The organism is Pseudoalteromonas sp. T1lg21 (assembly GCF_002964625.1).
Lineage (GTDB): Bacteria > Pseudomonadota > Gammaproteobacteria > Enterobacterales > Alteromonadaceae > Pseudoalteromonas > Pseudoalteromonas gelatinilytica.
In genome coordinates, this window is sequence record NZ_PQBX01000060.1 from 361,598 (window position 1) to 388,264 (window position 26,667).

Here is a 26,667-nt window from a genome sequence, read left to right on the forward strand (position 1 = left end):
ATTAGCCTCTAACTATTGCTGCTGATCTAATAAATTGTATTTTTTCAAATAGCCACGTAATTGATGATACGTTAATTCTAAGTGTTCTGCAGTTTTCTTTTGGTTAAATTGGCTATGTTCAAGCGCTTTTTTAATGACATCAATTTCAAAGTCGTTAGACAGCTGCTTTAAATTACAAGGAAATTGAATGTCGGGCTTATTGAGTGTCACAACATCTTGATTTTGTGTAGTGGCAATAGGCGCTGCTTCAACGTTTGTAACGGGGGCACTGCTCACGGCTGCTTTTACACGCTGTTTCGGTCTAAATTTACTCGCAAATGGGTCTAAAATAATCTGGTGAACGGGAATATGTTCGTTACCATGGCGATACAGGCTACGTTCAACCACATTCTTTAATTCACGAATATTACCCGGCCAATCATAAGATTGAAGCGTTTCGATGGCGCTTCGAGTAAAGCCACTAAATAGCTCCCACTCAAGGTCGCGGGCCATGTTAATAGCAAATTGTTCTGCCAGTAACATGATATCTTCTTGGCGTTCACGCAATGGAGGTAAGGTAATAACATCAAACGCGAGACGGTCGAGTAAGTCGCTTCTAAATTCGCCTTGCTCAGCAAGCGTTGGTAGGTCTTCATTGGTTGCACACACTAAACGGGTATCGACTTTAACAGTTTGCTTACCACCGACGCGTTCAAACTCGCCGTATTCAATAACGCGTAGCAGTTTTTCTTGCACCATCGCAGAGGTGTTGGCTAATTCATCAAGGAATAGTGTACCGCCATTGGCACGCTCAAAGCGGCCTTCGTGGCGTTTACTGGCACCGGTAAATGCCCCACTTTCATGACCAAACAATTCGCTTTCGAGCAGGTTTTCGTTAAGCGCTGCACAGTTAAGCTTTATATAGTTTTGATCCCAACGCTTAGATAAGAAGTGCAAACGGGCTGCAATAAGTTCTTTACCTGTACCGCGCTCACCAATAATAAGAACTGGCTTTTCTAAACTTGCTAGTTGCGAAACTTGATCAAGCACACTTAAAAAACTGTCAGATTGGCCGAGTAAATTATCCTGTTGGCGAAATTGGCTCATATTCCCTAACTCTTAGTCATTTTTACTAAGATCTAGTGTATTTCATTATCTTGGAGAACTAAAGAAATTTATAAATTTAGTTTAACTGTTTGAATGTATTGGGTTATTCTAAGTTTATAAAAGTTGGCAAGCATATTGATACTAGATATACCAACTGATTAAGTTAAAACACCAAAGAGGTAAATGTTATGGGAATTTTTTCACGTTTTGCAGACATCGTTAATTCTAATATCAATGCCATCTTAGATAAAGCAGAAGACCCAGAAAAAATGGTTCGCCTGATCATCCAAGAGATGGAAGATACATTAGTAGAAGTTCGCTCTACATCAGCTAAAACACTTGCTGAGAAAAAAGAGCTAGTACGTCGCGTTGACACTTTAAAAGTTCAAGTTGCAGACTGGCAAGAAAAAGCTGAATTAGCACTAAGTAAAGACCGTGATGATTTAGCACGTGCAGCACTGATTGAAAAGCAAAAGTCAGCAGATGCAGTCGCCGCTGTTGAATCTGAGCTTGAGCATGTAGAGTCTCACATCGAGAAATTACAGCAAGAAGTGAGCACGTTACAAGAGAAGCTTGCTGATGCAAAAGCGCGTCAAAAAGCAATCATCTTACGCCAACGCTCTGCAGAGTCGCGTCTTGAAGTTAAAAAAGCACTCGACAGCTCTAAAGTTGAAGACGCTTTAAACCGCTTCGAACGTTACGAAAGTAAGATCGATGGTCTAGAATCACAAATAGAGTCTTATGATCTTGGTAAAAAATCATTAGCTGACGAAATTGCTGGTCTTCAGCAAGACGAAAAGATTGATGATGAGCTAGCTGAGCTTAAGAAAAAACTAGCAGATAAAAAATAATAAATGGGGGCGAGTCCCCCAATGCTTAAACACATAACGGATTGACAGGAGAGTACCATGTTCGACGCAGAAGTTTTGATGGCACCGATTATTGTTTTTATGGTGGTTGTTGCCCCACTTTGGCTAATTTTACATTACCGTAGTAAAAAACAAGTGAGCCAAGGTTTAAGTGAACACGAGCACCGCCAATTATTAGAGCTTGCACAAAAAGCGGATAAAATGGCAGAGCGTGTTGAAACATTAGAAGCCTTACTTGATCAAGAGGCTCCGCAGTGGAGACGTAAAGTATGAGTACCAAACGCGAATTATTTAGAGACGCAGAGCGCGGTAAAATAGCTGGCGTATGCGCAGGTATCAGCGATTACTTTAACATGGAGCTTTGGCTGGTACGCATTTTAGTGGTGACAGCAGTACTATTATCAGGCGGCCCGTTTATTGTTGTTGCTTACATTGCTGCTTGGTTTATTTTAGACAAAAAACCGACTGAAAAAGCAGATAAAAGCGCAGACAGCATTCACCAAGACCCGCTTGAAGTAAAATTTAAAGTATGGCAAAAAGGGGAACCACCTCGCCGTGCATTGCAAGATTTAAAAGATCGTCTTGCTCGAGTTGATGGTCGTTTACAAGAGATGGAACGCTATGTCACATCAACAGAATTTACGATTAGCCGTGAAATCAACAAACTTTAAAGGACATATACGCACCTTGTTTGCATCGTGATACCCAGCGCAAATAAGGTGCTAGACACTTTATGAGCCAATCATTCGCAAAGAACACCTTTAATTCGTTAAAAAATAAAGCGGAAAAAGCCCTTCATCGTAGTTTAGACCAACACGTGAAGTTAGCCGTCACAGGCTTAAGTGGCAGCGGCAAAACCGCTTTTATTACCGCCTTGGTTAAACACTTAACCAGCCAAGCTGACGATAAAAACTTACCTTTTTTTGATGTGATGCGCGAAAAGCGTCATATCGCCACAAAAATAGTGCCGCAGCAAGCACTGACAATTCCGACATTTGAATATACCAATGCATTATCGGCGTTGTTACCTGTTGAAGGTGAGCCAACATGGCCTGCCTCTACCGAGCGTATAAATACGCTACGTTTAGCAATTAAGTACCAAAGTAACTCGGGGCTGCGTGGTCACTTCGCACCGCAATCAACACTCTATTTAGACATTATTGATTACCCAGGTGAATGGCTACTTGATTTGCCAATGCTAGAGCAATCATTTACTGATTGGTGTGAGTCACAATACTCACTCTTGCAGCAAACAGCACGCAACGAAAAAGCGAAGCCATTTTTAACCGCCCTTGCTGAACTTGATTTATCAGCCAGTGTTGATGAGAGCAAACTTGCTGATGTTGCTGCGCTTTATCAACAGTTATTAGTCGGCCTTAAAAAAGACACCAAACTTGCCATGCTGCAACCTGGTCGCATGCTGATGCCAGGGGAGCTTAAAGGAGCGCCGCTACTGCAGTTTTTCCCAGTTGCGAATGTGCCTGACGATATAACCGAAGGGTCGAATTTAGCGCATCTTAAAAAGCGCTATAAAGCCTATGTAAAAGAGGTTGTAAAACCTTTTTACGAGCAGCATTTTCGTCATTTTGACCGACAAATTGTGCTGGTGGATGTGCTCAGCGCCTTGAATGAAGGCAGCGAAACGCTGCATGAGCAAAGCCGTGTTATTAACCAATTGTTGGCGCACTTTAATTATGGTGAAGCAAGTTTCTTTAAGCGTTTGTTTAAACCAAATATCGACAAGCTACTGTTTGCGGCCAATAAGTCAGATCATATTAGTGCGCAATATCATAAAGATTTAGCGCTATTGCTTGATTCAATCGTGCATGACCAAACGAATCATTTAAAGTTCGAAGGTGTGCAAATCGAAACCATGGCAATGTCATCTATCTGCGCTACAGAGCCACGCCAAGTGGCTGAGAAAGGCCAGCAGTTAGCTTGTATTTATGGCAAGCCTTTAGGCGAGCAAGAATGGCTGACGTATTTACCGCCGCAGCCGCCGTCACGCCTGCTCAACAAACAAGAGTGGCCAAAACAGGGCTTTGAGTTCTTATCGTTTTCGCCACTGCCATGCCCTGATAAACGGTTAAAGCATATTCGTTTAGATCATGTCATGCAGTATCTGATAGGAGATAAACTAACATGAGTGAGCAAACAAAGGAGATGAACTTTCAGGCTGGTCGCCGTATTTCAAGCTCTGCAAGTAACGAAGCTCCTACAGAGGAGTTAACTGTTGCTAAAGTGATAGAAAACGCCGAATTTATCGACACTGAAGAAGATCAGCAAGATAGCATTGAGCTTGAGCCTGTGTATAAAAAGTCGAAATGGCAAACCCTAAAAGGGGTGTTTGTTGTTAGCTTTTTAGCGTTAGTGTTACTTGAGTTTGCGATGTCATTGTTTGTGACGTTTCAGCAATCAATTATTTTAGGTTCGGTGTATTTAACGGCTGTTCTAAGTGGTGTGCTACTGATTGCCCGTGTTATTTGGCGCGAGTACCGCATGCTAAGAAGTTTGAAGCGTAATCAATTGCATCGCACAGAGGCCGACCGCTTACTCAATAGCGAGCAAGTAGGTGAAGCATTACCATGGCTAGAAAAGCTTAATAAACATCAAACGCTTATTGGGTTTGAAGAGTTTAAGCAGCAAATAGCAAGTCACCATACTGATAAAGAAATCATGACCTTATACGCCGATAGCTTATTGGTCAGCCAAGATCAGCAAGCGAAAAAACTGATTAACCGTTTTGCTACTGAGTCTGGTTTATTGGTTGCGCTAAGCCCTCTGGCTTTAGTTGATATGATGGCGGTGCTATGGCGTGGCACTAAGCTCATTGAACAAATTGGCCGTATTTACGGTATTGGTTTTGGTTATGCAAGCCGTATTAAATTGTATCGCTTATTAGTGAAACAAGTGCTTTTTGTTGGTAGTGCAGAGTTAGTCTCAGATTTAGCAGCGACGGCATTAAGCGCTGAATTACTGGGGAAGTTGTCGGGTCGTGCAGCGCAAGGGCTAAGTGCCGGTATTTTTACCGCACGTATAGGGTATAAAGCGATGGAGCTTAGTCGCCCGTTACCTCGCTTAGAGCATAAGCGTAGCTTGCTGAAAGAAACCGCTAATAGTATTGCCCGTAAAATTGCCTCACGTACGAGCGACAAAGAGAGCGAAAATACAAAATGACAACTTTTGTGTACAGTTAATAAAAACAGCTGAGTGATATTTAGCCATCTGAGCATCCGGCATGCTTGTGCATCGTGGGTATCTACGTTTTATTTATGAGTATGAAGTACTGATAATAAAAACGAGAACACACAATGACTAAGCATCACTTACATACACAATGTATTCATGGTCCAGAAAAACCAAATGACCCACATGGCGCACTGAGTGCGCCGCTTTACCAAACCTCTACCTTCGCATTTGCTAATGCAGCCCAAGGTGCAGCCCGATTTGCTGGTGAAGAGCAGGGCTTTATTTATACCCGTTTAGGTAATCCGACAACGCAAGAGCTAGAACAAAAAGTGGCTCAGTTAGAAAACTGTGAAGCAGCGGCTGCCACAGCGACCGGTATGGGAGCCGTGTCTGCGTCTGTGCTTAGCTTTTTACAACAAGGTGACCACCTAGTCGCATCAAGTGCGTTATACGGTTGCACCTTTGCATTTTTTGCTCACATGTTGCCGCGCTTTGGTATCGAAGTTACTTTTGTTGATATGACTAACGAAGCTGAACTTCGCGGCGCGGTTAAAGCCAATTCAAAAATGATTTTTGCAGAAACGCCAATTAATCCGACCATGGCAGTGCTTGATCTAAGTTTAATTGCTGATGTTGCCAAGCAGCATCAGCTGATAAGCGTTATCGACAATACCTTCTTAACGCCTCTGCTACAGCAACCTACCTCGTTTGGTATTGATATTGTGGTACACAGCGCAACTAAATACCTAAATGGCCATGGTGATGTGGTAGCAGGAGTCGTGTGCGGCACAGAGGAGCACATCAACCTGATAAAAATGACGGTGCTAAAAGATATTGGCGCAACGATTAGCCCTCATGATGCATGGTTAATTAATCGCGGTTTAAAAACCCTTGCTGTACGTATGGAGCGCCACTGTGCGAGTGCCCAAGTGGTTGCTGAATATTTAGAGCAGCACCCATTGGTAAGCCAAGTTTATTACCCAGGGCTTAAATCACACCCGGGTCATCAATTTATTGGCTCACAGATGAAAGCCGCTGGTGGTGTTATTGCCTTTGAAATAAAAGGCAGCCTTGAAGATGGCGAAACATTTATAAATAACACCCAGCTTTGCACGCTTGCTGTCAGTTTAGGGGATGCTGAAACCCTCATTCAACATCCTGCATCGATGACACATTCGCCTTATACACCCGAAGAAAGAGCAGCTGCAGGGATCAGTGATGGCTTAATTCGATTATCAGTTGGTCTTGAGGATGTTAACGACATTATTAACGATCTTAAAACGGCATTTACATTCATTGGTTAGGTTGTAATTTTAAGTTTACGGTTGTGCTTACTTTTATCCCTTTAAAAATGTAGCGTGTAAACTTTTCGATCTTTTGGTGTAATTTTAACTTTACGTTAAGGCTGTTTCTGCAAACCTTAGAAACAGCCTTAACTATTAAAATTTCGCTTACTTTTACATAGTATCGGCTTAACAAGTTAATGAGATTCTGATCAATGCTGATCAAGATTTAACGAAGAAGGTTATTATGGCTAAAGCAAGTAATTACACCTCCAAGCAACCTGATGAAAATGGGGTTATCCATTGGAGCGAAGAAGAAAATAAAATATGGTCTGAGCTCGTTGCTCGCCAACTCGCTTGCATAGAAGGTAAAGCCTGTGATGAATATTTAGCAGGTCTTAAGAAAATTAATTTACCAACAGATCGTATTCCACAACTTAGTGAACTCAACGAAGTGTTACTCGAAACAACGGGCTGGCAAGTTGCGCCTGTTCCGGCACTGATCGATTTTGATGAGTTCTTTCGATTATTAGCAAACAAGCAGTTCCCAGTAGCGACTTTTATTCGCAGCCGTGAAGAGTTTGACTACTTACAAGAGCCAGATATCTTCCACGAGATTTTTGGTCATTGTGCGATGCTTACCAACCCAGCATTTGCTGAGTTTACACACAAATATGGTCAGTTAGGTTATGCCGCTGAAAAGAAAGATCGTGTTTATTTAGCACGCCTTTACTGGTTTACCGTTGAGTTTGGTTTAATGCAAACCGAACAAGGTCTGCGTATTTATGGTGGTGGTATTTTATCAAGCCCAGGCGAAACACAGTATGTGTACTCAGATAAGCCAGAAATCAATGCGATGAACGTGCTTGATGTATTACGTACACCTTATCGTATTGATATTATGCAGCCTGTGTACTACACCATTAACTCAATCAATGACTTATTTGATATTTCACAAATGGATATCATGTCGCTGGTGAGTAAAGCAAAAGAATTAGGGCTACATGAGCCAAAGTTTCCTCCTAAAGAAAAATTAGCAAGTTAAGGATTTATAATGTCTTCATTAAGCACACAAAAGTGTGAAGCGTGTCGTGCTGATGCGCCTAAAGTATCTGATGCTGAATTAGCAGAATTGATCAAAATGATCCCAGATTGGGTTCCTGAAGTGCGCGACGGCATTATGCAATTAGAGCGTGTTTACAAGTTTAAAAACTTCAAGCAAGCACTTGAGTTCACTAATAAAGTGGGCGATATGGCTGAAGAAGAAGGTCACCACCCAGGTCTGTTAACCGAGTGGGGCAAAGTAACCGTTACTTGGTGGAGCCACTCTATCAAAGGGTTACACAAAAATGATTTTATCTGTGCTGCTAAAACAGACGATGTATTCGCTGCACTGTAAATTTTAAGTTCTGCCCAGAACGATAAAAGGCGTAACCTCAGGTTCCGCCTTTTTGCTTTTTTAGAGTCCAAGAATTAACATTGAACTCTTATCTTTGCGAGAACACTAGAAAAGTAAATAATGAAAAACAAAGCGCTTATTTTGCCATTCCTACTCATTTTACTGCCCCTAATTGATAGTTTGTTTATCCCGCAAACATTTGGCATTCAATGGCATAGCCCTAAGCTGATGTATCAAGTAGGCGTGGCGCTGATGATTATAAAGCTCACTATGGTTGCCATTGGGCTTGGGTTATTACTCAAAGCAAAGCGCCTTTATATGGAAGCCAGTAAATCGACTCGTATTCTTAAATTTTCAGTATTTTTACTCGGCGGCTTGCAAGTGGTGATAATGACAGCAATATGCTTTTGGTATTTAGTAGCGGGCACGCAAGCGAAACATTTTATGCTGCAAGACAACATTGCTGTATTTACCGCTGATTATGGCGTATTTGCTCCGGTACATCATGAGTTCTCATTTATATGCTTTGATGCCAACGGTTTTTACCACATGCAACCAATTGCCCAGCTACCTTGGCTCGGAACCTTTACCTTTACTAGCCAAGATTCGCGTTTGATCATTCAACATAAAAACCAAAGTGGCGCGAATACTCAAGAAATTTCATTAAAAGGGTTTGGCTGTTTGCAGTGAGAGGTGTTGGCCTTGTGAAAGGAGGCTGCGATTATAAGTGGTTTTCTGAATACATGCTCTGCAGAAGCCATTATCAGCCATTTTTAAATCATGATTGTGACATGACACATGGAGACAAATTGAACAGTTTAAGGATAGTAAAATACACTTTAGCCATGCTGGCTTTGAATACCGTATTAAGTACCTTTATCACTCTAATAATTGGTAGTGATAACTTAGCTTCACTCTCATTCGGCAAATACTTTACATACCAGTTATTACCATCTTATTTATTGAGCGCAGGTATCTACACCGTTATGGCTAAGCGCAATGTTGTAAAAGCTTGGAATTATGCCCTAAGTGTATACTTACTGAGCTTTATAGTGGGAACAATAATTGTATCGATACTATTACAAACGTTATTTATCCCACCTTTATGGTTTGTCGAAGTGCCTCTGAGTATAGCCTTTGCGATTGTTAGTACTGTCATCGGAATTAAGGTAGGTACTCTGGATAGCAAGGAAGCCAAAGGGCCCTGAACTTGTTTTTTCCTTTCATAAGGCAAAAAACAAGACTTGACCTTCATAACAGTAATTCAATAAAAAAAGAACTAGGAAAAGCACCATATTGATGGTTCAACGATATTTACTAGAAAAGATGGAGAATTCAAAATAGAGTTGAACGGGAAAACTTTAACATACGGAAAAAATTAGAGTTATGAATTTAAGCGATTCAGAACAACAAGTTCAAAATTTGTTGAACTTAGGTTTTAAGCAATTTGAAAAGGCAAAGAAAGATATTAAAGCTATCGGGGTTGAGTGTTTTGCATTAGAAGAAGATCAATTTTCAATATATGACGAAGTCCTATTCTATTCTGAAGTTATCGAAGGTGTAGCCTATAAATACTCTAAACTGACTATTTCCGGACGCTCTGAAAAGTTACTTAAACTACAAAAGTTAACATTATTTGAAAATACTGATTTTAAATCTTGGTTCTCAAAATATCATCTAAAGTACCATGAGTACGCCATGTATTTGCTGGTTTTAGAAAGCTTAAGAAAGCTAATAGTATCTGACCTTGAACTCGAAAGTGACTATAAATAATCTTGGTTCGTTTGCCGCTCAAAAAGGGTCACCCATCAGAAAACTCCGGCCAAGCAGGCAGCTGTGTTTTTTTGATCTTTAGTTCAAAATCAGATGAACCTGTATGCCTATGTTGGAAATGATCCGATTAATATGGTTGATCCTACAGGCGAGTTCGCTGTTGTGTTGCTTTTTGTCCCTGAAATCGTAGCATTAGGAAAGGCTGCTTTCTTTGTAGGTAGTGCTGCTCTTGCAGGTTACGCGGGTTCTGAAGCGCTGAATGCTTACAACGAATCTAGTGAAAATAAAGGTCAAACTAAACCTGAAGTGAGCGACTGCCCAAGTTGTGGTGGTGATACCTCAAACAAACCCGGAAAAATCGGTAAAGCCCATGGTTTAAAACCCAAGGAAGTCAAAGATGCTATACACGGTGTAAAAGGAAATGCTAATTTGCCAAACAACCCCGATGTAGTGGTATGTAATGATTGTGAGAGGTATTCCCGCAAACTGAAGATGGTGGCTTAGGTGATAGCATCGGTAATATTGAAGACGAAATAAGGGTTATTAGAAATGCTTGAATGTAAAGCTTCTTTAAGAGTTAAGTCAGATTCCCTGTCGTTAGAAGAAATAATCAAGGACCTAGGAGAGCCAACGAAAGGTTTTTCCATAGGGCAAGAGTTTGGTAAGGCAAAAAAGAAGAGACCGTATACTCAGTGGACGCTAACGATTGAAGATGAATCCTCTTTGATGCAAGAATCTATTGATCAACTTTTGTGTTTTTATTTGGAACGAGATTTAAGCACTAATATAAAAGCTAAAACCACCATTGATATATTTTGCATGGTTAGCTCAGATAATGGGCAAGGTAGTTTTACTTTAGATTCGAATTTATACGGCAAGTTACTAAAAGCTGGTTTAACAATTACCTTTGACTTTTACTCGGATTAGTTAAGTTTAGAAAAATGATTTTGAATCCTAGCCTCGCTAGTCGGAGCTAGGATTCAACCAAACTAGCAATACTTGCTCTCAATCCAAAGCCAGCAGAATCTGGTTTTGTTTTTTTTGGTTCAATGAAAACGGTCGTTTGGTGCCAAATTCAATTGGGTGATTTGCTCAGGACTGAATCCGTGTCGAAGAAGTTGGAAAAATCTCATCTGAAAAAATGAAGGGGTCAAGTCTTGCTTTTTGCCCTTGGTAAGTCTTACTTTATCACTACAAAGCACGGGTTTACCACCCTGAATTAGGGCGTTTTATGCAGACTGTTCCCATTGGATATAAAGATGGGATGAATATGTATGCGTATGTAGGTAATTGGTGAGGTAGTAGTTTTAGATAGACATGAGCAAAGTGGCAATAATGAGACTTATCACGGTCATGTACAAAGTACTATCACAGATCAGAAAACAAGAAATGCGGCTTCAAAACTACCAAATGTTGTGGTGAACAAAAAAGGGAAATGGAAAGTTAAAATGAGAAACTAAAATGAATGAAAAGTTTGTGAATACATTATCAATACTGCATAAAACGGCATCTGTTGTTGAGGCAACTAACTTCTTAAATGAAGAAGTAAGTGCAGACATTAAAGCGCAAGGGGGTATTACACCGCTGCACTTTAATGAAAATTATAAAGTCTTGAAACTTCTTATTGATAGAGGAGCTGATGTCAATGCTTCAAGGGATGATGGACAGACTCCACTTCATATACAAAATGATTCTAAAATTGTTCAACTGTTGATCGACAATGGTGCAAACGTTAATGCGTTAAATATGTATGGTGATACTCCTTTGCATTTATCGGAAACTTTGGAAAAAGTGAAGCTTTTAGTATCAAATGGGGCGGATATTAACATTTTGAATGAAGATAATGAGCTACCTGACGATTGTTATGGTGAAGACATGGAAAGTCAAAATATGATTAACTTTCTAGTAAGTATGCGAGATTAATGTGTTCGTTGAATCAAAAGCCTCGCTAGTCGGGGCTTTGCTTTTTTGTGGTAAGTTCGTTATGTTGCTGTAATTAATAAGGAAGTTGAATTAAGGAGTATTATGTCGATTATTCGTCACATCGCTATACGTAATTTCAGAGGAATTCAGTCTCTGGATTGGTATCCAACGGAAGGTGTAAATTGCATCATTGGCCCTGGTGACTTAGGAAAATCTTCAATACTTGATGCGATTGACTTATGCCTAGGAGCAAGGCGCAATATTAGTTTTACAGATGCTGACTTCCATAACTCCAAGATTGATAACCCAATTGAAATCTTTGTCACTTTAGGGCACTTAAGTGATGAACTTCTTAGCATTGAGCGCTATGGCAGTTTTCTCCGTTCTTACAACCTTACTACTAAGGAATTCTATGATGAGCCTCAAGTAGGCGCTGAAACTGTTATTACAGTTAGGTTGGTCGTGGATAAAGGTTTAGATCCAGACTGGGGCTTATATTCAAATCGCGCTGCTCAGGAAGGATTAGAGAAGCGACTTCCTTGGAGTCACAGGGAGCTAATTTCACCCAAGCTAGTAGAGTCAGGTCTTGCTTTTTGCCCTTGGTAAGTCTGAAGTGGCAACTTATCAGTGAAAACGAATGGCTCAGGTTCAAGAATAGCAACACATAATCTTGACTCATTTGGTGAGCCGGTTAATACAAGCTCATCGCGTTTTCCTTATACAGGTCAAATCTTAATTAGGTACTGGGCTTTATACTATAAAGCACGGCTTTATCATCCAAAGCTAGGGCGTTTCCTCCAGACTGACCCTGTAGGTTATGAAGAACAGATGAATCTTTATGCTGATGTGAGGAATGATCCGGTAAATATGGTCGATCCTAGTGGCAAGTTTATGCACATTGTGGCTGGAGGAATAACCGTGGCGACAAGTGGAGCTGCATCTGCAATCTTAAATTGGGAGTGCTAATGGTTCTGTTGGTAAAGGTGCTCAGGCAATGAAATTTTAGGGTAACGCAAATGCTGCTATCGCTGAGACGACAAATGTACTTATATCTTCGGAAAAAGACGAACTGCAAACTAGGAAGTAGAAATGGGCTATACAGTTCTTAAAAAAAGAAATCTATACAACTGGTTGAAATTCATACTCTTGGTTCCTCAGATTGTAATAATTGCAATATTTGTAACTGCTGTTAATTTTTATGGGATAGAGTGGGTTGTTGGAGCCATTTTATTTTGCGCACTTCTATGGGTATATAGGGTCTCATATTCATTCAGTGATGCAGAAGTAATTGTAAGATACTCTTTTAACTTACTTGGCTTTTATTATTTATCTGTGGAATTAAACGATTCAAAAGTGAAGAAAGTTACTAGAGAAAAAATCATCAAATTCAAAGTCGGTGAAAAGAAAGAGTTCATTTTGGACTCGACTCAACTACATAAAACAGGTCCCCAATTCAAGCTAGAATGACAATATAAATAACGAAATGTCAAAAAACAAGCGCAACTCTTAATAATCATTACTACCCTTTATCATAACTGCCAGCTCTTAAAATATTAAATAGCTGGCAGTCATCTCAAGCCTAGCAGTTATTGCTTTACCTGAACTTCGACTTCTTGTCCGGTTTGCAGTTGCTCGGCGCCGCGTACTGCCACTTTATCGCCCGCATTTAAAGTGATGTTAGAAGTCGGGGTGACTTCAACCAGTTTATCTTTGCCATTACCGACTTTTACGGGAATTTGCAGGGCCTTGTTGTCGTTGTCGATTTTGACGATATGGGTGCCTTTTTTGCGTAAGATCAGCGCATCGCGATTCACCAGTAGTACATCCCCTTTGCTTTTTAGTGGCACGGCTACATCAACCAGTTGGCCAATTGCCCATGTTTGCTCGGCATCATTTGGTAGTAAGGCACGTACTTCTACGGTTTGTGAACGCGGATCGGTTGATGGGATCACCGCTGTTACAGTGGCTGTTGTCATATCTGGGGCTGATAAGTCGCCGGCTTGAATTGGTAACTCTATGCCTTTGTGCAAAAACTTTAAGTATTTAACAGGCACGTACAAACGCACTTCTAAGTTATTAATATCAAGCAGGGTGACCAGTTCATCTGCGCGATTTATTTCGCGACCAGCGCGTTTAAAACGCTCGCTGATCACGCCATCAAATGGGGCGCGAACGGTTGCACGGGAAAGCTGATCGTCTATCACTTTTAATTCAACCTTAGCCAGTGTGATATCAGATAACGCAAGGTCATGCTTATTTTGCATATCATCGACTTGGCTTGCTGCAGCACTACTGGCTTTGGCGAGTTTTTGTAAACGAGCGAGCTCTTGTTGATATAAGCGTAGGTTTATTTTGGCGCGATTGAGCATTTCTTGCTGGCGTGCTTTTTCAAGTTCAAGCGGTAAGGTGTCCATACGAACTAGGGTGTCGCCACTTTTAACCAGAGTACCTGGCTCAACAACATATAATAAACGCCCGCTAACGCCTGCTGTTAAGGTTACATCATCTTTGCCATACAAAGTGCCACTAACTTCAATTTCGCTTGTCAGCGGAGCTTGTGTGACGGTTTCTACCGTAACAGGTACGACTGCAAAGGCGTTAAATGCGATAAGACTGAATAGCGCACAAAAGCGAGCGGTTAATTTACGAAAAGGTGTGTTCATTGTTTTAATACTCATTGATTCGATACCAAGCTTAAAGGCGTTTTTTCTGGTTGCTGTTTGTTATTAACGGGCGGCAGCTGTCTGCCAAGTTGCAATAAACTTGGCATTAATATCAGGGTAAATAGGGCACTAATGGCCATGCCGCCGACAATCACAGTGGCAAGACCACGGTAAATTTCTGATCCTACCCCCGGCATTAGCATCAGTGGCAGCATGCCAAATAAGCTGGTTAAGGTACTTAAGTAAACGGGTCTTGCGCGCAGCAGCACTGCTTGGCGAACGGCGTCTTCTCGACTGAGCCCAGCGGCCATTGCGACACGGGTTTGGTCAACCAACAAAATGGCATTATTTACCACCAGACCCAGCAAGATAATAAAGCCAATCATGGTCAGTAAGTCGAGCGATTGGAAGGTAAATAAGTTAAGTACGAATAGGGCCAGTACACCGCCTGCAATTGCCAATGGCATGACCAGTAAAACTAACGCGCTGTCTTTGGCTGACTTAAACAATGCGGTCATTAGCAAGAATAAAATAAACAGAGCCAAGATAAAGTTGATTGTCATTTCTTGCATGGCCGAATTCATCTTTTGTGCGTTACCCGCCAAAATCGCGCCAGAGCTGTCAGGCAAGCTTGCACGAACTTTTGGCATAACTTGCTCTGAGAGAATAGTTTGCGCTTGTTGCAAGCTCATGTCCGCTGGTGGCGTGACAACAATACTCACGGTACGGCGGCCATTAACACGTCTAAGCTGGGTTGGCCCCACGGTGCGCTCAATATTGGCAAGTTCGCCTAAGGTTTGAATACCTGATTGTGGGGTCACAATGGGAAGGGCTTTAAGCTCCTCTGGAGTTTGCCACGGTATGCCACGCAAAATCACGTTCATGCGTTCGTTGCCATCAAAGTATTCATTAACAAATAACCCACCTGTGTAGGCTTGCACTGCTTGAGATACATCACGACGAGTTAGCCCAGCTTGGGTTATACGACGGTCATTGGGTGTGAGCCTAAGTTCTGGCTCTGCCATATCGAGTCGTGGTTGTGGCCTTGCAGTGGCATTCGGCATTGCGTCGGTGACAGCTTGCAGCGCCACATTAGCACCGGCGATTAGCTCGTCCATATTCGGACCCGTTAAATCGATATTGATATTACGACCATCACCGCCATTAGCAACTTGGATCATCGACCCTCTAAAGAAGAATACTTGGGTGTCGGGTAAATCGATGAAGATTTCTTCTCGGGCTACCTTCATTAATTCTTCAACACGTTGCGGATCAGCAGAATAAATAAAGCCGCCAGCATTCGAACCAAAAGCATAAAAGTTAAAATCTTTTATCCCCGGCTCTTTTTCACCTGTGTAATAAGGCATTAAGCGCTTTTTAATACGCATCAGCAGCTCTTCTTCCATAAACTGTACATTGCCGCCTGGCGGGGTATTCAAGTTAAAGAAAAAGCCATCGGTTGGTGCGCGCGGCATAAAATCAGTTTTCGGGAGCATGGTCATGGTCGCGACGACTGAGCCACCCAATAACGACACTATCCATACTATTTGTTTAACGCGGGTATTGGTTAGCGCCATGATGAAGTTAGTTAGCTTCTGCCAATATTCACGATAAGGATCCGCTTTGAGCTCTTTGTCTGGCCAAAAATGGTTAGCCAACGGAATAAGTGTAATTGCGCAAATCATAGAGGCAATTACAGCAATGGATAAGGTGAGCGCCAAGTCAGAGAATAATTGCCCCTCAATACCTGCCATAAATAAAATTGGCAAGAAGATAGCAACGCTGGTGGTGGTTGAGGCAAATAAAGCGCCTGTTACTTGAGCTGCACCTTTTAGCGCGGCTTTTTTACTATCAAAGCCTTCGCTTCTGAGCCTTGCGATGTTTTCTTGCACTATGATGGCGGCATCAAGTACTAAGCCAACAGCAAAGGCAAGGCCCGCCAATGAAATAACATTTAAGCTACGGTCAAAAATATTCAATGTTAAAAACGCAACTAACAAAGAGACAGGAATTGTCGCTGCAATGACAAACGTGGCCTTTAAGCCTCTAAAGAACAGCCATAAGATCAAACACGACAGCAGAACACCCAAGCCTAAGTTACTTTTAACTAACGACAAGGCATTACGAATATGCACTGAGGCATCAAAACTTAATTCAATCGATAAGCCATTCTCAGCCAGCGGCCCTTCGTTTAGCTCTTTAATGGCAAGGTTAATGTCGTCGAGTAGGGCAACGGTATTGGCTTCGTTAGCGCGCGAAATACGAATGTAATACGCGGGTTTACCATTTCGACCACTCATCCCTAAACGGTCAGAGAAAGTGCGCTCTACACTTGCAATATCACCAAGGTAAATGGGTCTATCGCCTGAATAACCAACACGCATTTGTGCCATGCTCGATAAATCATATTGCCCAGTAAAACGTACGGTATATTGACGACGGCCAACATTGGCAAGGCCACCAGAGGTATCGCGAGAGCTGGCTAATACGTTACTAATTTGGTCAAGGCTGACGCCAAGTGCAGCGGCTTTGTGAGGGTCAAAGGTAATACGTAATTCTTTTGGTCGTTCACTGGCTAAGTCAACGCGGGCAACACCAGGGATACGTGCCAAACGGGGCTCAACAAATTCATCGATTTGTTTTTGGAACTGCGCCATGTCTAAATCAAGGCTGTCGCTATTAAAATCTTTCGGGGTGACCAGTAACGTTGCTGCGGCTTCTCCATTATTACCGCCAGCAAAAACCACAGGATCAAATGCATCTAACGGCAGGGGCGGCGCTTGGTTAAGGCTTGTTAACACATCAAGCATGGCCTGTTGCATGTTTTGTCCAACAGCAAAAGTCAACGTGATAGAGCCATTGCCACGGTTAATGTAAGTATTAACCTCTAGCGCACCCGGGGTGTTTTTTACCGCGTTCTCGAGCGGCTCAATGATCACCGATTCAATCTCTTCAGGTGCAGCTTGACGCCAGCCAGAGAAAATAGTGATCTGCGGTTGCTCAATATCTGGTGTGAGCTGAATTGGCAGCTTAAAAATACTCAACATGCCAAACAACATAATCAACACCAAGATGACAATAACACTCGCAGGGTTTTTCAGCGAACTACGTGTCAGGTTCATTGTGTGTGTTCCAAAATCAGTTTGTCTGCATTGTAGTGCGATGTAAAAAAAGTGCCAGTGAGGTAAATGAAATGTATGTCAGAAGTAACGCTGAATAGCCGTAATTAAGCGATAAAGTGTGTATTTGAAATAAGATGTAACAATTTAGCCGAGGAGCTTTAAGTTTTAAGCCTTAAGTTTTAGAGTCTGAAACTAGTGAGTCGTATCTTTTCGGCTAAGTGCAGCCACATTTTGCTCAAACACACGCTTTACTTCTGCACTGTAGTGATTGTGGTCGTTAATGGTGATAAACGGATTCGTGAAACTAACATCACAGAAAGCTGTATAACACTGGATTTTAACTGCAACTCGATCGGGTGTTGTAAGGCCATCTAAGGTCGTTTGCAATGCTTCAAAAACATAATCTTTATTAACGTGCGATGTTAAAGCAACTTCAAGCTCTTTGACCTCAGTGCGATGTGAATTTGTGTCGGTGACAAAAAAATCGTATAGGTAGCTACGTGATGCAAACAGTATGATTGCCACAAGATAGAATAGTCCTGTGTAATAAAATAATTCCGTGTGGGTAAAACTCCGAAAAGACTTGAACATTTTCACTATTATTTTTTGTTTGTTTTTTATACTAAAACATATTTGTGAGTATATCTCAACAAACTAGCTAAAAATCATTGCATTACAGATAATAAAAAAGCGCGAAACTAGTTAGCATCGCGCTTCTTATCTCAAACTTAAGCTGACGGCTGACGGCTGACGGCTGACGGCTGACAGCTGACGGCTTAAAGCTCCGCTTTATTATTCATCAATCGAGCGAAGTAGGGCATTAATACCTACTTTTTCGCGAGTTTGTTGATCAACTTTTTTCACGATGATGGCAGCGTATAGGCTGTGCGAACCATCTTTTGACGGTAGAGAGCCTGGAACAACAACCGCACCTGCTGGCACTCGACCGTAATGAGTTTCGCCAGTTTCACGGTCATAGATACGTGTGCTTTGGCTGATGTAAACACCCATTGAAATAACCGCACCTTCTTCGACCACAACGCCCTCAACAATTTCAGAGCGTGCGCCGATAAAACAGTTATCTTCGATAATAGTTGGGTTTGCTTGCAGTGGCTCAAGCACACCACCAATGCCTACACCGCCCGACAAGTGAACGTTTTTACCAATTTGTGCACACGAGCCAACCGTTGCCCATGTATCAACCATCGTACCTTCATCAACGTAGGCGCCAATGTTGACATAAGATGGCATTAGCACCACGTTTTTACCTACGAAGCTGCCTTTACGTGCCACAGCATTTGGCACAACACGCATGCCGCCTTGTTGGAATTGCTCTGGTGTATAGTCGCTAAACTTAAGGGGTACTTTGTCGTAAAACTGATTAACACCATCGCTCATTGGTTGGTTATCACGAATACGGAAAGACAGTAGCACCGCTTTTTTTAACCATTGATGTACAACCCACTCACCACTGATTTTTTCAGCAACACGCGCAGCACCGCTATCAAGTAATTCAAGCGCGTCGATAATTGCTTGTTTAACTTCACTTGATACTGTGCTTGGGCTGATGCTATCGCGATTGTCCCAGGCGTTTTCGATCATGGTTTTTAAATCTGACATAAGATCCTCTTATTCGGTTTCTGCGTTGAGTTTTTTACGCAATGCTTGATGAATTTTAGCCTGTTCTTCGTCTGTTAATGCTTGGTATTCGTTATTTGATACCACGAAGAAATCTTCTGCACGCTCACCAACAGTGGTGATCCGCGCGGCATGAATATGTAATAAGTGTGCTTGAAATACTTCCGCAATTTTCGTTAATAGACCCGGAATATCCACCGCTTGAATTTCAATTAAGCTGCGATCTTTACGCGCATGCGGTCTAAGCACAATTTTTGGTTTGATATTAAAATCTTTGAAGCGCTGTGAGCGGTTCTTTTTGATGCGAATTTTCTTTTTCGGATCGCTAATCGCCAGTTCTAAAGCGCGTTTAATACCTTGTGCTCGGTTACTTGCAATTGGGTCACCATTAACCTCTAAAATAACAAAGCTAAACAGCACGTAGCCATCTTTGGTGGTTAACACTTGTGCATGTTGAATTTGCGCTTTTTTCGAACCAATAACGCTCACAAGACGGGAGAATAAACTTCCCGAGTAAGGGCTGTAGGCAAACACTTGCGTACCACCATGCATTGCGGTGTCAGACACGGTCACGCTTGGTAGGCTTAAATCTTCACAATTTAATAAGTGTTCTGTGTGCCACGAAATTTGTTGTTCACTAAAAGCGGTAAAGTAATTGGCTTTAAAGCGGCTCCAAATTAAGTCGATCTGATCTTCGTTACAGCCGTGGTTCAATAAGCGTTGTTTAGCTTGCTGCTTTTTATCTCGAATTTGGTCACGTTGGTCCATTGGATTTTCAAGCCCTAAGCGCAGTGCTCGCTGGGTATGCAAATACAGCTCACGGAGTAGGGTGTTTTTCCAATCGTTCCACAGATTATCGTTGGTCGCGCGAATATCGGCCAACGTTAAGCAGTATAAGTAATCGAGCTGACGCTCATTTTTTACTTTGCTTGCAAAGTCTTTAATCACATCAGGGTCATTAATATCTTTACGTTGCGCTGTGACCGACATAAGTAAGTGATTAGCTACTAACCAAGAGATGAGCTTACCGTCTGATGATGGGAAGCGGTGCAATTTAGCAAACGCAATCGCATCAACTGAGCCTAGCTCTGAGTGATCGCCGCCGCGCCCTTTGGCGATATCATGAAATATACCGGCTAAATAAAGTAACTCAGGTTTATCCATGCGGGTGACGATTTCACTACAAAGTGGAAACTCGCTCACTTTTGACTTATCAAAATACTTATAAATATTGTTAATAAGCTTATGGGTGTGCTCATCCACGGTATAGGCATGAAATAAATCAAACTGCATTTGCCCGAAGATGTTTCGCCATTGTGGTAAGTAGGCGGCAATAATGCCGTGCTTGTGCATTAGCGTAAATGCACGGCCCATACCGTTAGGGTGTTTTATTAAGCGTAAAAATGCTTCGCGACAGGCGGCGTAGTCTTGTAAATCACCCAGTAAACGACGACGCACTTGGCGCATTGTACGTATGGTACTTGGGTAAATATGGGTGATCTCAGGGTTATCAGCAATATGCTCGAACAACACAAATAGCTGATCCCGGCGAAAGAACACCGACGGATTTTTTACACGAATTTGATGGCCAATGCGCTCAAAGTTACGATCAAGTTCAATCACAGGTAGCTCACCGGCACCCGGTAAAATGCTTTGCTCGAAATATGACAGCAGCATTTGGTTAAGCTCACGTACGCGACTCATGATCCTGAATAAGCGTTTCATCATGCGCTCAACCGAAGCTTTACCATCACTACCAAAGCCGAGAATTTCTGCCGCGTGAGGTTGGTGATCGAACAGCAAACGGTTTTCAGAGCGCCCCGCAGCTAGGTGCAGTGCAAAACGAATATTCCAGAGGTTTTCTAAACACTCTAGTAGTTCTTGATATTCTTCATGGGTGAGGTAGCCGTGATTGATCAGCTCTTGTAATGTTTCGGCTCTAAAGTGCTTTTTAGCAACCCAAATAATAGTTTGTAAGTCGCGCAGGCCACCTGGGTTCTCTTTGATATTTGGCTCAAGGTTATAAGCCGTACCATGGCATTTTCTATGGCGTAGATTTTGTTCTTGTACTTTCGCCAAAAAGAATTCGTCTGAGCGCCAAATTGGCGAATCAATTAAATGATTTTTTAATTTTTCGAATTCGATGTGATTACCGAAAATTAATCGGCTCTCAAGTAAACTGGTAGCAAATGTCACATCTTCGCGTTTTTGTTCTAATGCTTGTTCTATGGTGCGAACGCTGTGACCAATTTCTAAATTAAGATCCCAAAGCATGGTGACGAACTGGCCAATTTTCTCACACACGGCTTCGCTTGGCTGTTCACTCACCAGTAGCATAAAGTCGATATCGGAGTAGGGATGCAGTTCGCCACGACCATAGCCGCCCACAGCAATTAGGGCTAAGTCACTTTCGTGAGCAAGGTCGTAATCGTGAAACAATTTAATTAATAGGCGGTCGATAAACTCAGCGCGGGCATTAATTAAGTTGCTAACGGGTTGTTTTGAGAATTCGTTCTGTAGCCATTTATAAAAATAACTAGAACAGTCGCGATAATCGCTAAGTTGCTCAGCTTGGCTGAGCAACTTTTTTACTTTATTGGGTAATGCCACAGGGGCTGGCTCCTAGTGTTCGATGATCCTGTCGATAGTATCATCTGATCGGAGCGTTAAAATTTCAACACCATTTTCAGTCACTAACAGGGTGTGTTCCCACTGTGCAGACAATGAACGGTCTTTTGTTACAACTGTCCAGTTATCTTTAAGTAACTTACATTGGCGCTTACCAGCATTAACCATTGGCTCGATTGTTAAGCACATACCCGCTTTTAGCACTTCGCCAGTTCCAGCTTTACCATAGTGCATGACTTGTGGTTCTTCGTGGAACTCAGCACCAATACCGTGACCACAGTATTCGCGTACGATTGAATAGTTAAAGCTTTCTGCGTATTTTTGAATTGCAGCGCCAATATCACCTAGGCGAACGCCTGGTTTTACCATTTTAATTGCAAGGTAAAGGCTTTCTTGTGTGATATCAGCAAGGCGTTTGCCTTGGATATTAGGTGTGCCCACATGGAACATTTTAGATGTGTCGCCGTGATAGCCATCTTTGATCACCGTAATATCAATATTTACGCTGTCACCTTCTTTAAGTGGTTTGTCGTTAGGAATACCGTGACAGATAACATGGTTCACTGAGGTGCAGATTGATTTTGGGAAACCGTGATAATTAAGCGGTGCTGGAATAGCATCTTGAACATTAACGATATAATCGTGACAAATTGTATTTAGTTCATCTGTGGTTACACCTGGCACCACATGCGGTTCTATCATTTCAAGTACCTCGGCGGCTAAGCGCCCGGCAACACGCATTTTTTCGATTTCTTCAGGGGTCTTGATCACAGCACTCATTGAGGCTCCAAAGTTGTTTTTCAGGTCAGTTTTCAGTGCACAAATTTTGCACTAGACGTTGAGTTTTCAATTTTAATATGGTATAAAGCGCGCCGTCTTTTTACAAATAAATTCTTAACTGATTTTTTGTATTTAAGGCAAACACAATTTTATTTTAACACACACACGTATCGTCACATACACTTGGGTGCACTTAAGTTACAAATTAACTACGGTGTTGGTGCTATGGGATATGTGGAGGCCTAACCCTAAATTATAGAGGATTATACAAATGGCAAACGTTTCAATGCGCGATATGCTTCAAGCTGGTGTTCACTTTGGTCACCAGGCACGTTACTGGAACCCTAAGATGAAGCCTTTCATCTTCGGCGCTCGTAACCGTGTTCATATCATCAACCTAGAGCAAACTGTACCAATGTTCAACGAAGCACTTAAGTTCTTATCGAACGCAGCTTCAAACAAAGGTAAAGTACTTTTCGTTGGTACTAAGCGCGCAGCAAGCGAAGCAGTTAAAGAAGCAGCTCTTCAAAGCGAGCAGTTCTACGTAAACCACCGTTGGTTAGGTGGTATGTTGACTAACTGGAAAACAGTTCGTCAATCAATCAAGCGTCTTAAAGACCTTGAAGCGCAAAGCCAAGACGGTACTTTCGAGAAATTAACTAAGAAAGAAGCGTTAATGCTTACTCGTGAAATGGAAAAGCTTGAAAAGAGCCTTGGTGGTATCAAAGACATGGGCGGTCTTCCAGACGCGCTTTTCGTTATCGATGCAGACCACGAGCACATCGCTATCCGTGAAGCTAACAACCTAGGTATTCCTGTTGTTGCTATCGTTGATACAAACTCTAACCCAGACGGTGTTGATTACATCGTTCCTGGTAACGACGATGCGATCCGTGCTATCCAACTTTACACTGGCGCTGTATCAGCTGCGATCACTGAAGGTCGTGAGAACAACATCGTTGCTCAAGCTGAGAAAGACGACTTCGTAGAAGCTGAGTAATTAGCTGTCATCAAGTCTTCATCTATTTGAGGTGAAGACTTGTTATTCTTGTTAAGCGGCCTATACCGCTTCCCTATAACAGAATTCAATTGAGGATATTCTAATGGCTGTAACTGCTGCCCTAGTTAAAGAATTACGCGAGCGCACAGGCGCTGGCATGATGGATTGTAAAAAAGCGTTAACTGAAACTAACGGTGACATCGAGTTAGCGATCGAAAACATGCGTAAGAGCGGTGCTGCAAAGGCTGCTAAAAAAGCTGGTAACATCGCTGCTGAAGGTACAATCTTAATCAAAGAAGGTAACGGTTTCGCTGCACTTCTTGAAGTTAACTGTCAAACTGACTTCGTTGCTAAAGACGCTAACTTCCTTGGTTTCGCTAACCAAGTTCTTGACGCTGCTGCAGAATCTAAAGCTGACATCGAAGCACTTAAAGCACAGTTCGAAGAAACTCGTGTTGCTCTAGTTGCTAAAATCGGTGAAAACATCAACGTTCGTCGCGTTGAGTACATCGACGGTGACAAACTTTCTTCTTACCGCCACGGCGACCGTATCGGTGTTGTTGTAGTTGGTGACGCTGACGAAGAAACTCTTAAGCAAGTTGCTATGCACGTAGCTGCGTCTAAGCCTGAGTTCGTAAACCCAGAAGACGTACCAGCTGACGTTGTTGAAAAAGAAAAAGCAGTTCAAATCGACATCGCGATGAACGAAGGCAAACCTGCTGAAATCGCTGAGAAAATGGTTGTTGGTCGTATGAAGAAATTCACTGGTGAGATCTCTCTTACTGGTCAAGCTTTCATCATGGAACCTAAGAAAACTGTTGGCGAAATTCTTAAAGAGAAAGGCGCAACTGTTACTAACTTCGTACGTTTAGAAGTTGGTGAAGGTATCGAGCGTAAAGAAGAAGACTTCGCTGCTGAAGTAGCTGCTCAAATCGCTGCTGCAAAAGGCGAGTAATTTTCTAAGTTAGTGACGTAGGGCAATTAGATGAAATTAATCTGCTATTAGCTTTTGCGTCACTGATGAAAATTCTTTAAAATAACCGCGTTTTATGTGTAACCATAGCGCGGTTATTTTTTATCTCATTACTAAGGCTGGCCCAAATATTATGACTATCAATCGTAAACCTATTTTTAGACGTGTTCTTCTTAAACTTAGCGGTGAAGCATTAATGGGAGACGAAGGCTTCGGCATCGACCCGAAAGTACTTGACCGTATGGCTCAAGAAATTAAAGAACTTGTAGAGCTCGACGTAGAAGTAGGTTTAGTTATCGGTGGCGGTAACTTCTTGCGTGGTGGTTCATTGGCAGAAGCGGGTATGAACCGCGTTGTGGGTGACCACATGGGTATGCTTGCCACTGTAATGAATGGTTTGGCAATGCGTGATGCACTACACCGTGCATTTGTAAATTGCCGTTTAATGTCAGCTATCCCGCTTAACGGTGTGTGTGATGCTTACAACTGGGCAGAAGCTATCAGCCTATTAAAATCTGGCCGTGTTGTTATTTTCTCAGCAGGTACAGGTAACCCATTCTTCACGACTGATTCTGCAGCGTGTTTACGTGGTATTGAAATTGAAGCAGATACTGTAATCAAAGCGACTAAAGTTGACGGCGTTTACTCTGATGACCCAGTGAAAAACCCAGAAGCTACACTATATCGCCACTTAAGCTACAATGAAATCATTGAAAAAGAGCTTAAGGTTATGGATTTAGCTGCATTTACGCTGGCGCGTGACCACAACATGCCACTAAGCGTATTTAACATGAATAAATCAGGCGCGCTTAAGCGTGTTATTATGGGCGAAGATGAAGGAACGCTTATCTCTTCACAAGCCTCAGATGAAACTAGCAAATAGATTAGGATTGAACCGTGATTAACGATATCAAAAAAGATGCGTCAGAACGTATGCAAAAAAGTGTTGCGGCACTAGGCAGTCAATTATCTAAAATTCGCACAGGCCGTGCACATCCAGCATTACTTGACGGTATTCAAGTGTCTTACTATGGCGCTGATACACCATTAAACCAAGTTGCTAACGTAACAATTGAAGACTCTCGTACACTTGCAATCAGCGTGTTCGATAAGTCACTAGCGCAAGCAGTAGAAAAAGCGATCATGGCTTCAGACTTAGGTTTAAACCCGATGTCTGCAGGTACTGTTATTCGTGTTCCACTTCCTCCACTTACAGAAGAGCGTCGTAAAGACCTTATCAAAATCGTACGTGGTGAAGTTGAAGGTGGCCGTGTTGCGGTACGTAACATCCGTCGTGACGCGAATGGCGATATCAAGAGCTTATTGAAAGAAAAAGACATTTCTGAAGATGAAGCACGTCAAGCTGAAGACGAGATCCAAAAGCTTACTGACAAATTCATCAAAGAGATGGATGCACAGTTAACAGCGAAAGAAGCTGAGCTAATGGAAATCTAATTGTCGCTGTTTATCTTTCAGACATTGATACTGAAAGCGAACAGCAGCAACTAAATTTATTAGTTTTGAAACGCCGTCTAGGGTATACTAGACGGCGTTTTTTTATGGAATACTCGATATTTATGGTTCTTAACGCTGATAAAATTTCCCAGCAAAGTTTGCCTAAGCATGTCGCTATAATCATGGATGGCAACGGACGTTGGGCGCAAGCGAAAAATCGCCCACGTGTTTATGGGCACAAAAAGGGCGTTGATGCGGTTCGTCAATCAGTGCAATTTTGTACTCGCTTAGGTATACAGTCGTTAACACTGTTCGCATTTAGTAGCGAAAATTGGCGACGTCCAGAGGACGAAGTAAATACGCTTATGGAGCTATTTTTATTCGTTTTGGGCAAAGAAGTTAAAAAACTTCATAAAAATAATGTAAAGCTGAACATAATTGGTGATTTATCACGCTTTTCAGAAGGTTTGCGCAATAAAGTTGATGCAGCCCATGAATTAACCCGTAATAATACGGGTCTACAGTTAAACGTAGCAGCTAATTATGGTGGTCGTTGGGATATCACTAACGCCGCAACAACGCTTGCGAAAAAAGTCGCAGCCGGTGAAATGGCTGCAGAAGACATTACTGAAGAGCTAATGGCCGAACAAATGAGTATGGCCGATCAAGGTGAACTTGACTTAATGATCCGCACTGGCGGAGATTTACGCATCAGTAATTTCCTTTTATGGCAAGCGGCTTATGCTGAGCTTTACTTTACCGATACGCTTTGGCCAGACTTCAATGAAGCTGCATTTGCTGACGCTATCGCATGTTACGTTGCCAGAGAGCGACGATTTGGTTGTACAGGCGAACAAATAAAACAATTACTCGCCGAGACCTAATT

At 42.1% G+C, this 26,667-nt stretch carries 28 protein-coding genes and 1 pseudogene; 22 read left to right on the forward strand and 7 right to left on the reverse strand.

The annotated features are described in order from the left end of the window. Positions 1-12: 12 nt before the first annotated feature. A complete protein-coding gene (pspF, locus tag C2M25_RS15610) occupies positions 13-1,086 on the reverse strand; it encodes a phage shock protein operon transcriptional activator (protein ID WP_063706822.1) in 1,074 nt (357 codons plus the stop codon). 188 nt (positions 1,087-1,274) lie between these two features. On the opposite strand from pspF, the gene pspA reads away from it, so the two are divergent. The 17 genes and pseudogenes from pspA (at position 1,275) to C2M25_RS15700 (ending at position 12,989) form a co-directional block, all read left to right on the forward strand. Continuing rightward, the gene (gene pspA, locus C2M25_RS15615) at positions 1,275-1,937 is read left to right on the forward strand and encodes a phage shock protein PspA (protein ID WP_063706823.1); all 663 of its coding nucleotides are present in this window, start codon (positions 1,275-1,277) and stop codon (positions 1,935-1,937) included. 57 nt (positions 1,938-1,994) lie between these two features. Next, on the forward strand, positions 1,995-2,228 hold the full coding sequence (gene pspB, locus C2M25_RS15620; RefSeq protein WP_036969793.1) for an envelope stress response membrane protein PspB: 234 nt from the start codon (positions 1,995-1,997) through the stop codon (positions 2,226-2,228). Further along, positions 2,225-2,626, forward strand: coding sequence for an envelope stress response membrane protein PspC (gene pspC / locus C2M25_RS15625; protein ID WP_105181505.1), 402 nt, complete (start codon positions 2,225-2,227; stop codon positions 2,624-2,626). Before pspB ends, pspC begins: the two co-directional genes overlap by 4 nt. Before the next feature lie 62 nt (positions 2,627-2,688). Further along, positions 2,689-4,101, forward strand: coding sequence for a YcjX family protein (locus tag C2M25_RS15630; RefSeq protein ID WP_105181506.1), 1,413 nt, complete (start codon positions 2,689-2,691; stop codon positions 4,099-4,101). Then, complete coding sequence (locus tag C2M25_RS15635) at positions 4,098-5,132, forward strand: TIGR01620 family protein (protein WP_105181507.1); 1,035 nt, start codon at positions 4,098-4,100, stop codon at positions 5,130-5,132. The genes C2M25_RS15630 and C2M25_RS15635 overlap by 4 nt, the downstream gene beginning before the upstream one ends. Positions 5,133-5,266: 134 nt before the next feature. Beyond that, positions 5,267-6,448 carry a methionine gamma-lyase gene (megL, locus tag C2M25_RS15640; RefSeq protein WP_105181508.1) on the forward strand — a complete coding sequence of 394 codons (1,182 nt, stop codon included), beginning with the start codon at positions 5,267-5,269 and terminating at the stop codon, positions 6,446-6,448. Between the two features lie 226 nt (positions 6,449-6,674). Further along, entirely contained in the window at positions 6,675-7,472 is a 798-nt protein-coding gene (phhA, locus tag C2M25_RS15645) for a phenylalanine 4-monooxygenase (protein WP_054553132.1), read from the forward strand. Between the two features lie 9 nt (positions 7,473-7,481). Beyond that, positions 7,482-7,826, forward strand: a complete 345-nt coding sequence (locus C2M25_RS15650; protein WP_036969771.1) for a 4a-hydroxytetrahydrobiopterin dehydratase — start codon at positions 7,482-7,484, stop codon at positions 7,824-7,826. A gap of 120 nt (positions 7,827-7,946) precedes the next feature. Next, complete coding sequence (locus C2M25_RS15655; protein WP_105181509.1) at positions 7,947-8,516, forward strand: hypothetical protein; 570 nt, start codon at positions 7,947-7,949, stop codon at positions 8,514-8,516. Positions 8,517-9,212: 696 nt separating this feature from the next. After that, positions 9,213-9,599, forward strand: coding sequence for a hypothetical protein (locus C2M25_RS15665; RefSeq protein ID WP_105181511.1), 387 nt, complete (start codon positions 9,213-9,215; stop codon positions 9,597-9,599). A gap of 93 nt (positions 9,600-9,692) precedes the next feature. Continuing rightward, on the forward strand, positions 9,693-10,103 hold the full coding sequence (locus tag C2M25_RS15670) for a hypothetical protein (protein ID WP_105181512.1): 411 nt from the start codon (positions 9,693-9,695) through the stop codon (positions 10,101-10,103). A gap of 45 nt (positions 10,104-10,148) precedes the next feature. After that, on the forward strand, positions 10,149-10,526 hold the full coding sequence (locus C2M25_RS15675) for a hypothetical protein (RefSeq protein ID WP_105181513.1): 378 nt from the start codon (positions 10,149-10,151) through the stop codon (positions 10,524-10,526). 268 nt (positions 10,527-10,794) lie between these two features. Beyond that, a pseudogene (locus C2M25_RS22315) lies at positions 10,795-10,896 on the forward strand (RHS repeat-associated core domain-containing protein); the annotation flags it as partial. Between the two features lie 164 nt (positions 10,897-11,060). Next, positions 11,061-11,522 (forward strand): ankyrin repeat domain-containing protein, encoded by a 462-nt coding sequence (locus C2M25_RS15685; RefSeq protein WP_105181514.1) that lies wholly within the window; start codon positions 11,061-11,063, stop codon positions 11,520-11,522. 102 nt (positions 11,523-11,624) lie between these two features. After that, positions 11,625-12,128 (forward strand): ATP-dependent nuclease, encoded by a 504-nt coding sequence (locus C2M25_RS15690; RefSeq protein WP_105181515.1) that lies wholly within the window; start codon positions 11,625-11,627, stop codon positions 12,126-12,128. Positions 12,129-12,149: 21 nt separating this feature from the next. After that, positions 12,150-12,488: an RHS repeat-associated core domain-containing protein gene (locus C2M25_RS15695; RefSeq protein ID WP_105181516.1), complete on the forward strand. Its 339-nt coding sequence runs from the start codon at positions 12,150-12,152 to the stop codon at positions 12,486-12,488. A gap of 123 nt (positions 12,489-12,611) precedes the next feature. Next, positions 12,612-12,989, forward strand: coding sequence for a hypothetical protein (locus C2M25_RS15700; RefSeq protein WP_105181517.1), 378 nt, complete (start codon positions 12,612-12,614; stop codon positions 12,987-12,989). Positions 12,990-13,108: 119 nt separating this feature from the next. On the opposite strand, the gene C2M25_RS15705 is transcribed toward C2M25_RS15700, so the two are convergent. The 6 genes from C2M25_RS15705 to map all read right to left on the reverse strand — a co-directional run bounded on the left by C2M25_RS15705 (position 13,109) and on the right by map (position 22,377). Continuing rightward, the gene (locus C2M25_RS15705; RefSeq protein ID WP_442793022.1) at positions 13,109-14,200 is read right to left on the reverse strand and encodes an efflux RND transporter periplasmic adaptor subunit; all 1,092 of its coding nucleotides are present in this window, start codon (positions 14,198-14,200) and stop codon (positions 13,109-13,111) included. Next, positions 14,197-17,307: an efflux RND transporter permease subunit gene (locus C2M25_RS15710; protein WP_105181518.1), complete on the reverse strand. Its 3,111-nt coding sequence runs from the start codon at positions 17,305-17,307 to the stop codon at positions 14,197-14,199. Before C2M25_RS15710 ends, C2M25_RS15705 begins: the two co-directional genes overlap by 4 nt. Positions 17,308-17,499: 192 nt before the next feature. Then, on the reverse strand, positions 17,500-17,832 hold the full coding sequence (locus tag C2M25_RS15715; protein ID WP_105181519.1) for a hypothetical protein: 333 nt from the start codon (positions 17,830-17,832) through the stop codon (positions 17,500-17,502). A gap of 267 nt (positions 17,833-18,099) precedes the next feature. Next, on the reverse strand, positions 18,100-18,927 hold the full coding sequence (gene dapD, locus C2M25_RS15720) for a 2,3,4,5-tetrahydropyridine-2,6-dicarboxylate N-succinyltransferase (RefSeq protein WP_063706839.1): 828 nt from the start codon (positions 18,925-18,927) through the stop codon (positions 18,100-18,102). Between the two features lie 9 nt (positions 18,928-18,936). Continuing rightward, positions 18,937-21,555: a [protein-PII] uridylyltransferase gene (gene glnD / locus C2M25_RS15725; protein WP_105181520.1), complete on the reverse strand. Its 2,619-nt coding sequence runs from the start codon at positions 21,553-21,555 to the stop codon at positions 18,937-18,939. Between the two features lie 12 nt (positions 21,556-21,567). Then, positions 21,568-22,377, reverse strand: coding sequence for a type I methionyl aminopeptidase (map, locus tag C2M25_RS15730; RefSeq protein ID WP_267894590.1), 810 nt, complete (start codon positions 22,375-22,377; stop codon positions 21,568-21,570). A 247-nt stretch (positions 22,378-22,624) separates the two neighbouring features. Between map and rpsB the strand changes: the two genes are divergently transcribed. The 5 genes from rpsB (at position 22,625) to C2M25_RS15755 (ending at position 26,665) form a co-directional block, all read left to right on the forward strand. Beyond that, positions 22,625-23,353, forward strand: a complete 729-nt coding sequence (rpsB, locus tag C2M25_RS15735) for a 30S ribosomal protein S2 (RefSeq protein WP_054553123.1) — start codon at positions 22,625-22,627, stop codon at positions 23,351-23,353. A gap of 103 nt (positions 23,354-23,456) precedes the next feature. Next, positions 23,457-24,308, forward strand: a complete 852-nt coding sequence (gene tsf / locus C2M25_RS15740; protein WP_105181521.1) for a translation elongation factor Ts — start codon at positions 23,457-23,459, stop codon at positions 24,306-24,308. 151 nt (positions 24,309-24,459) lie between these two features. Next, a complete protein-coding gene (gene pyrH, locus C2M25_RS15745; protein ID WP_063707209.1) occupies positions 24,460-25,209 on the forward strand; it encodes a UMP kinase in 750 nt (249 codons plus the stop codon). Positions 25,210-25,223: 14 nt separating this feature from the next. Then, complete coding sequence (frr, locus tag C2M25_RS15750) at positions 25,224-25,781, forward strand: ribosome recycling factor (protein ID WP_063706848.1); 558 nt, start codon at positions 25,224-25,226, stop codon at positions 25,779-25,781. Positions 25,782-25,885: 104 nt separating this feature from the next. Beyond that, a complete protein-coding gene (locus C2M25_RS15755) occupies positions 25,886-26,665 on the forward strand; it encodes an isoprenyl transferase (RefSeq protein WP_054553120.1) in 780 nt (259 codons plus the stop codon). Positions 26,666-26,667 lie beyond the last annotated feature (2 nt).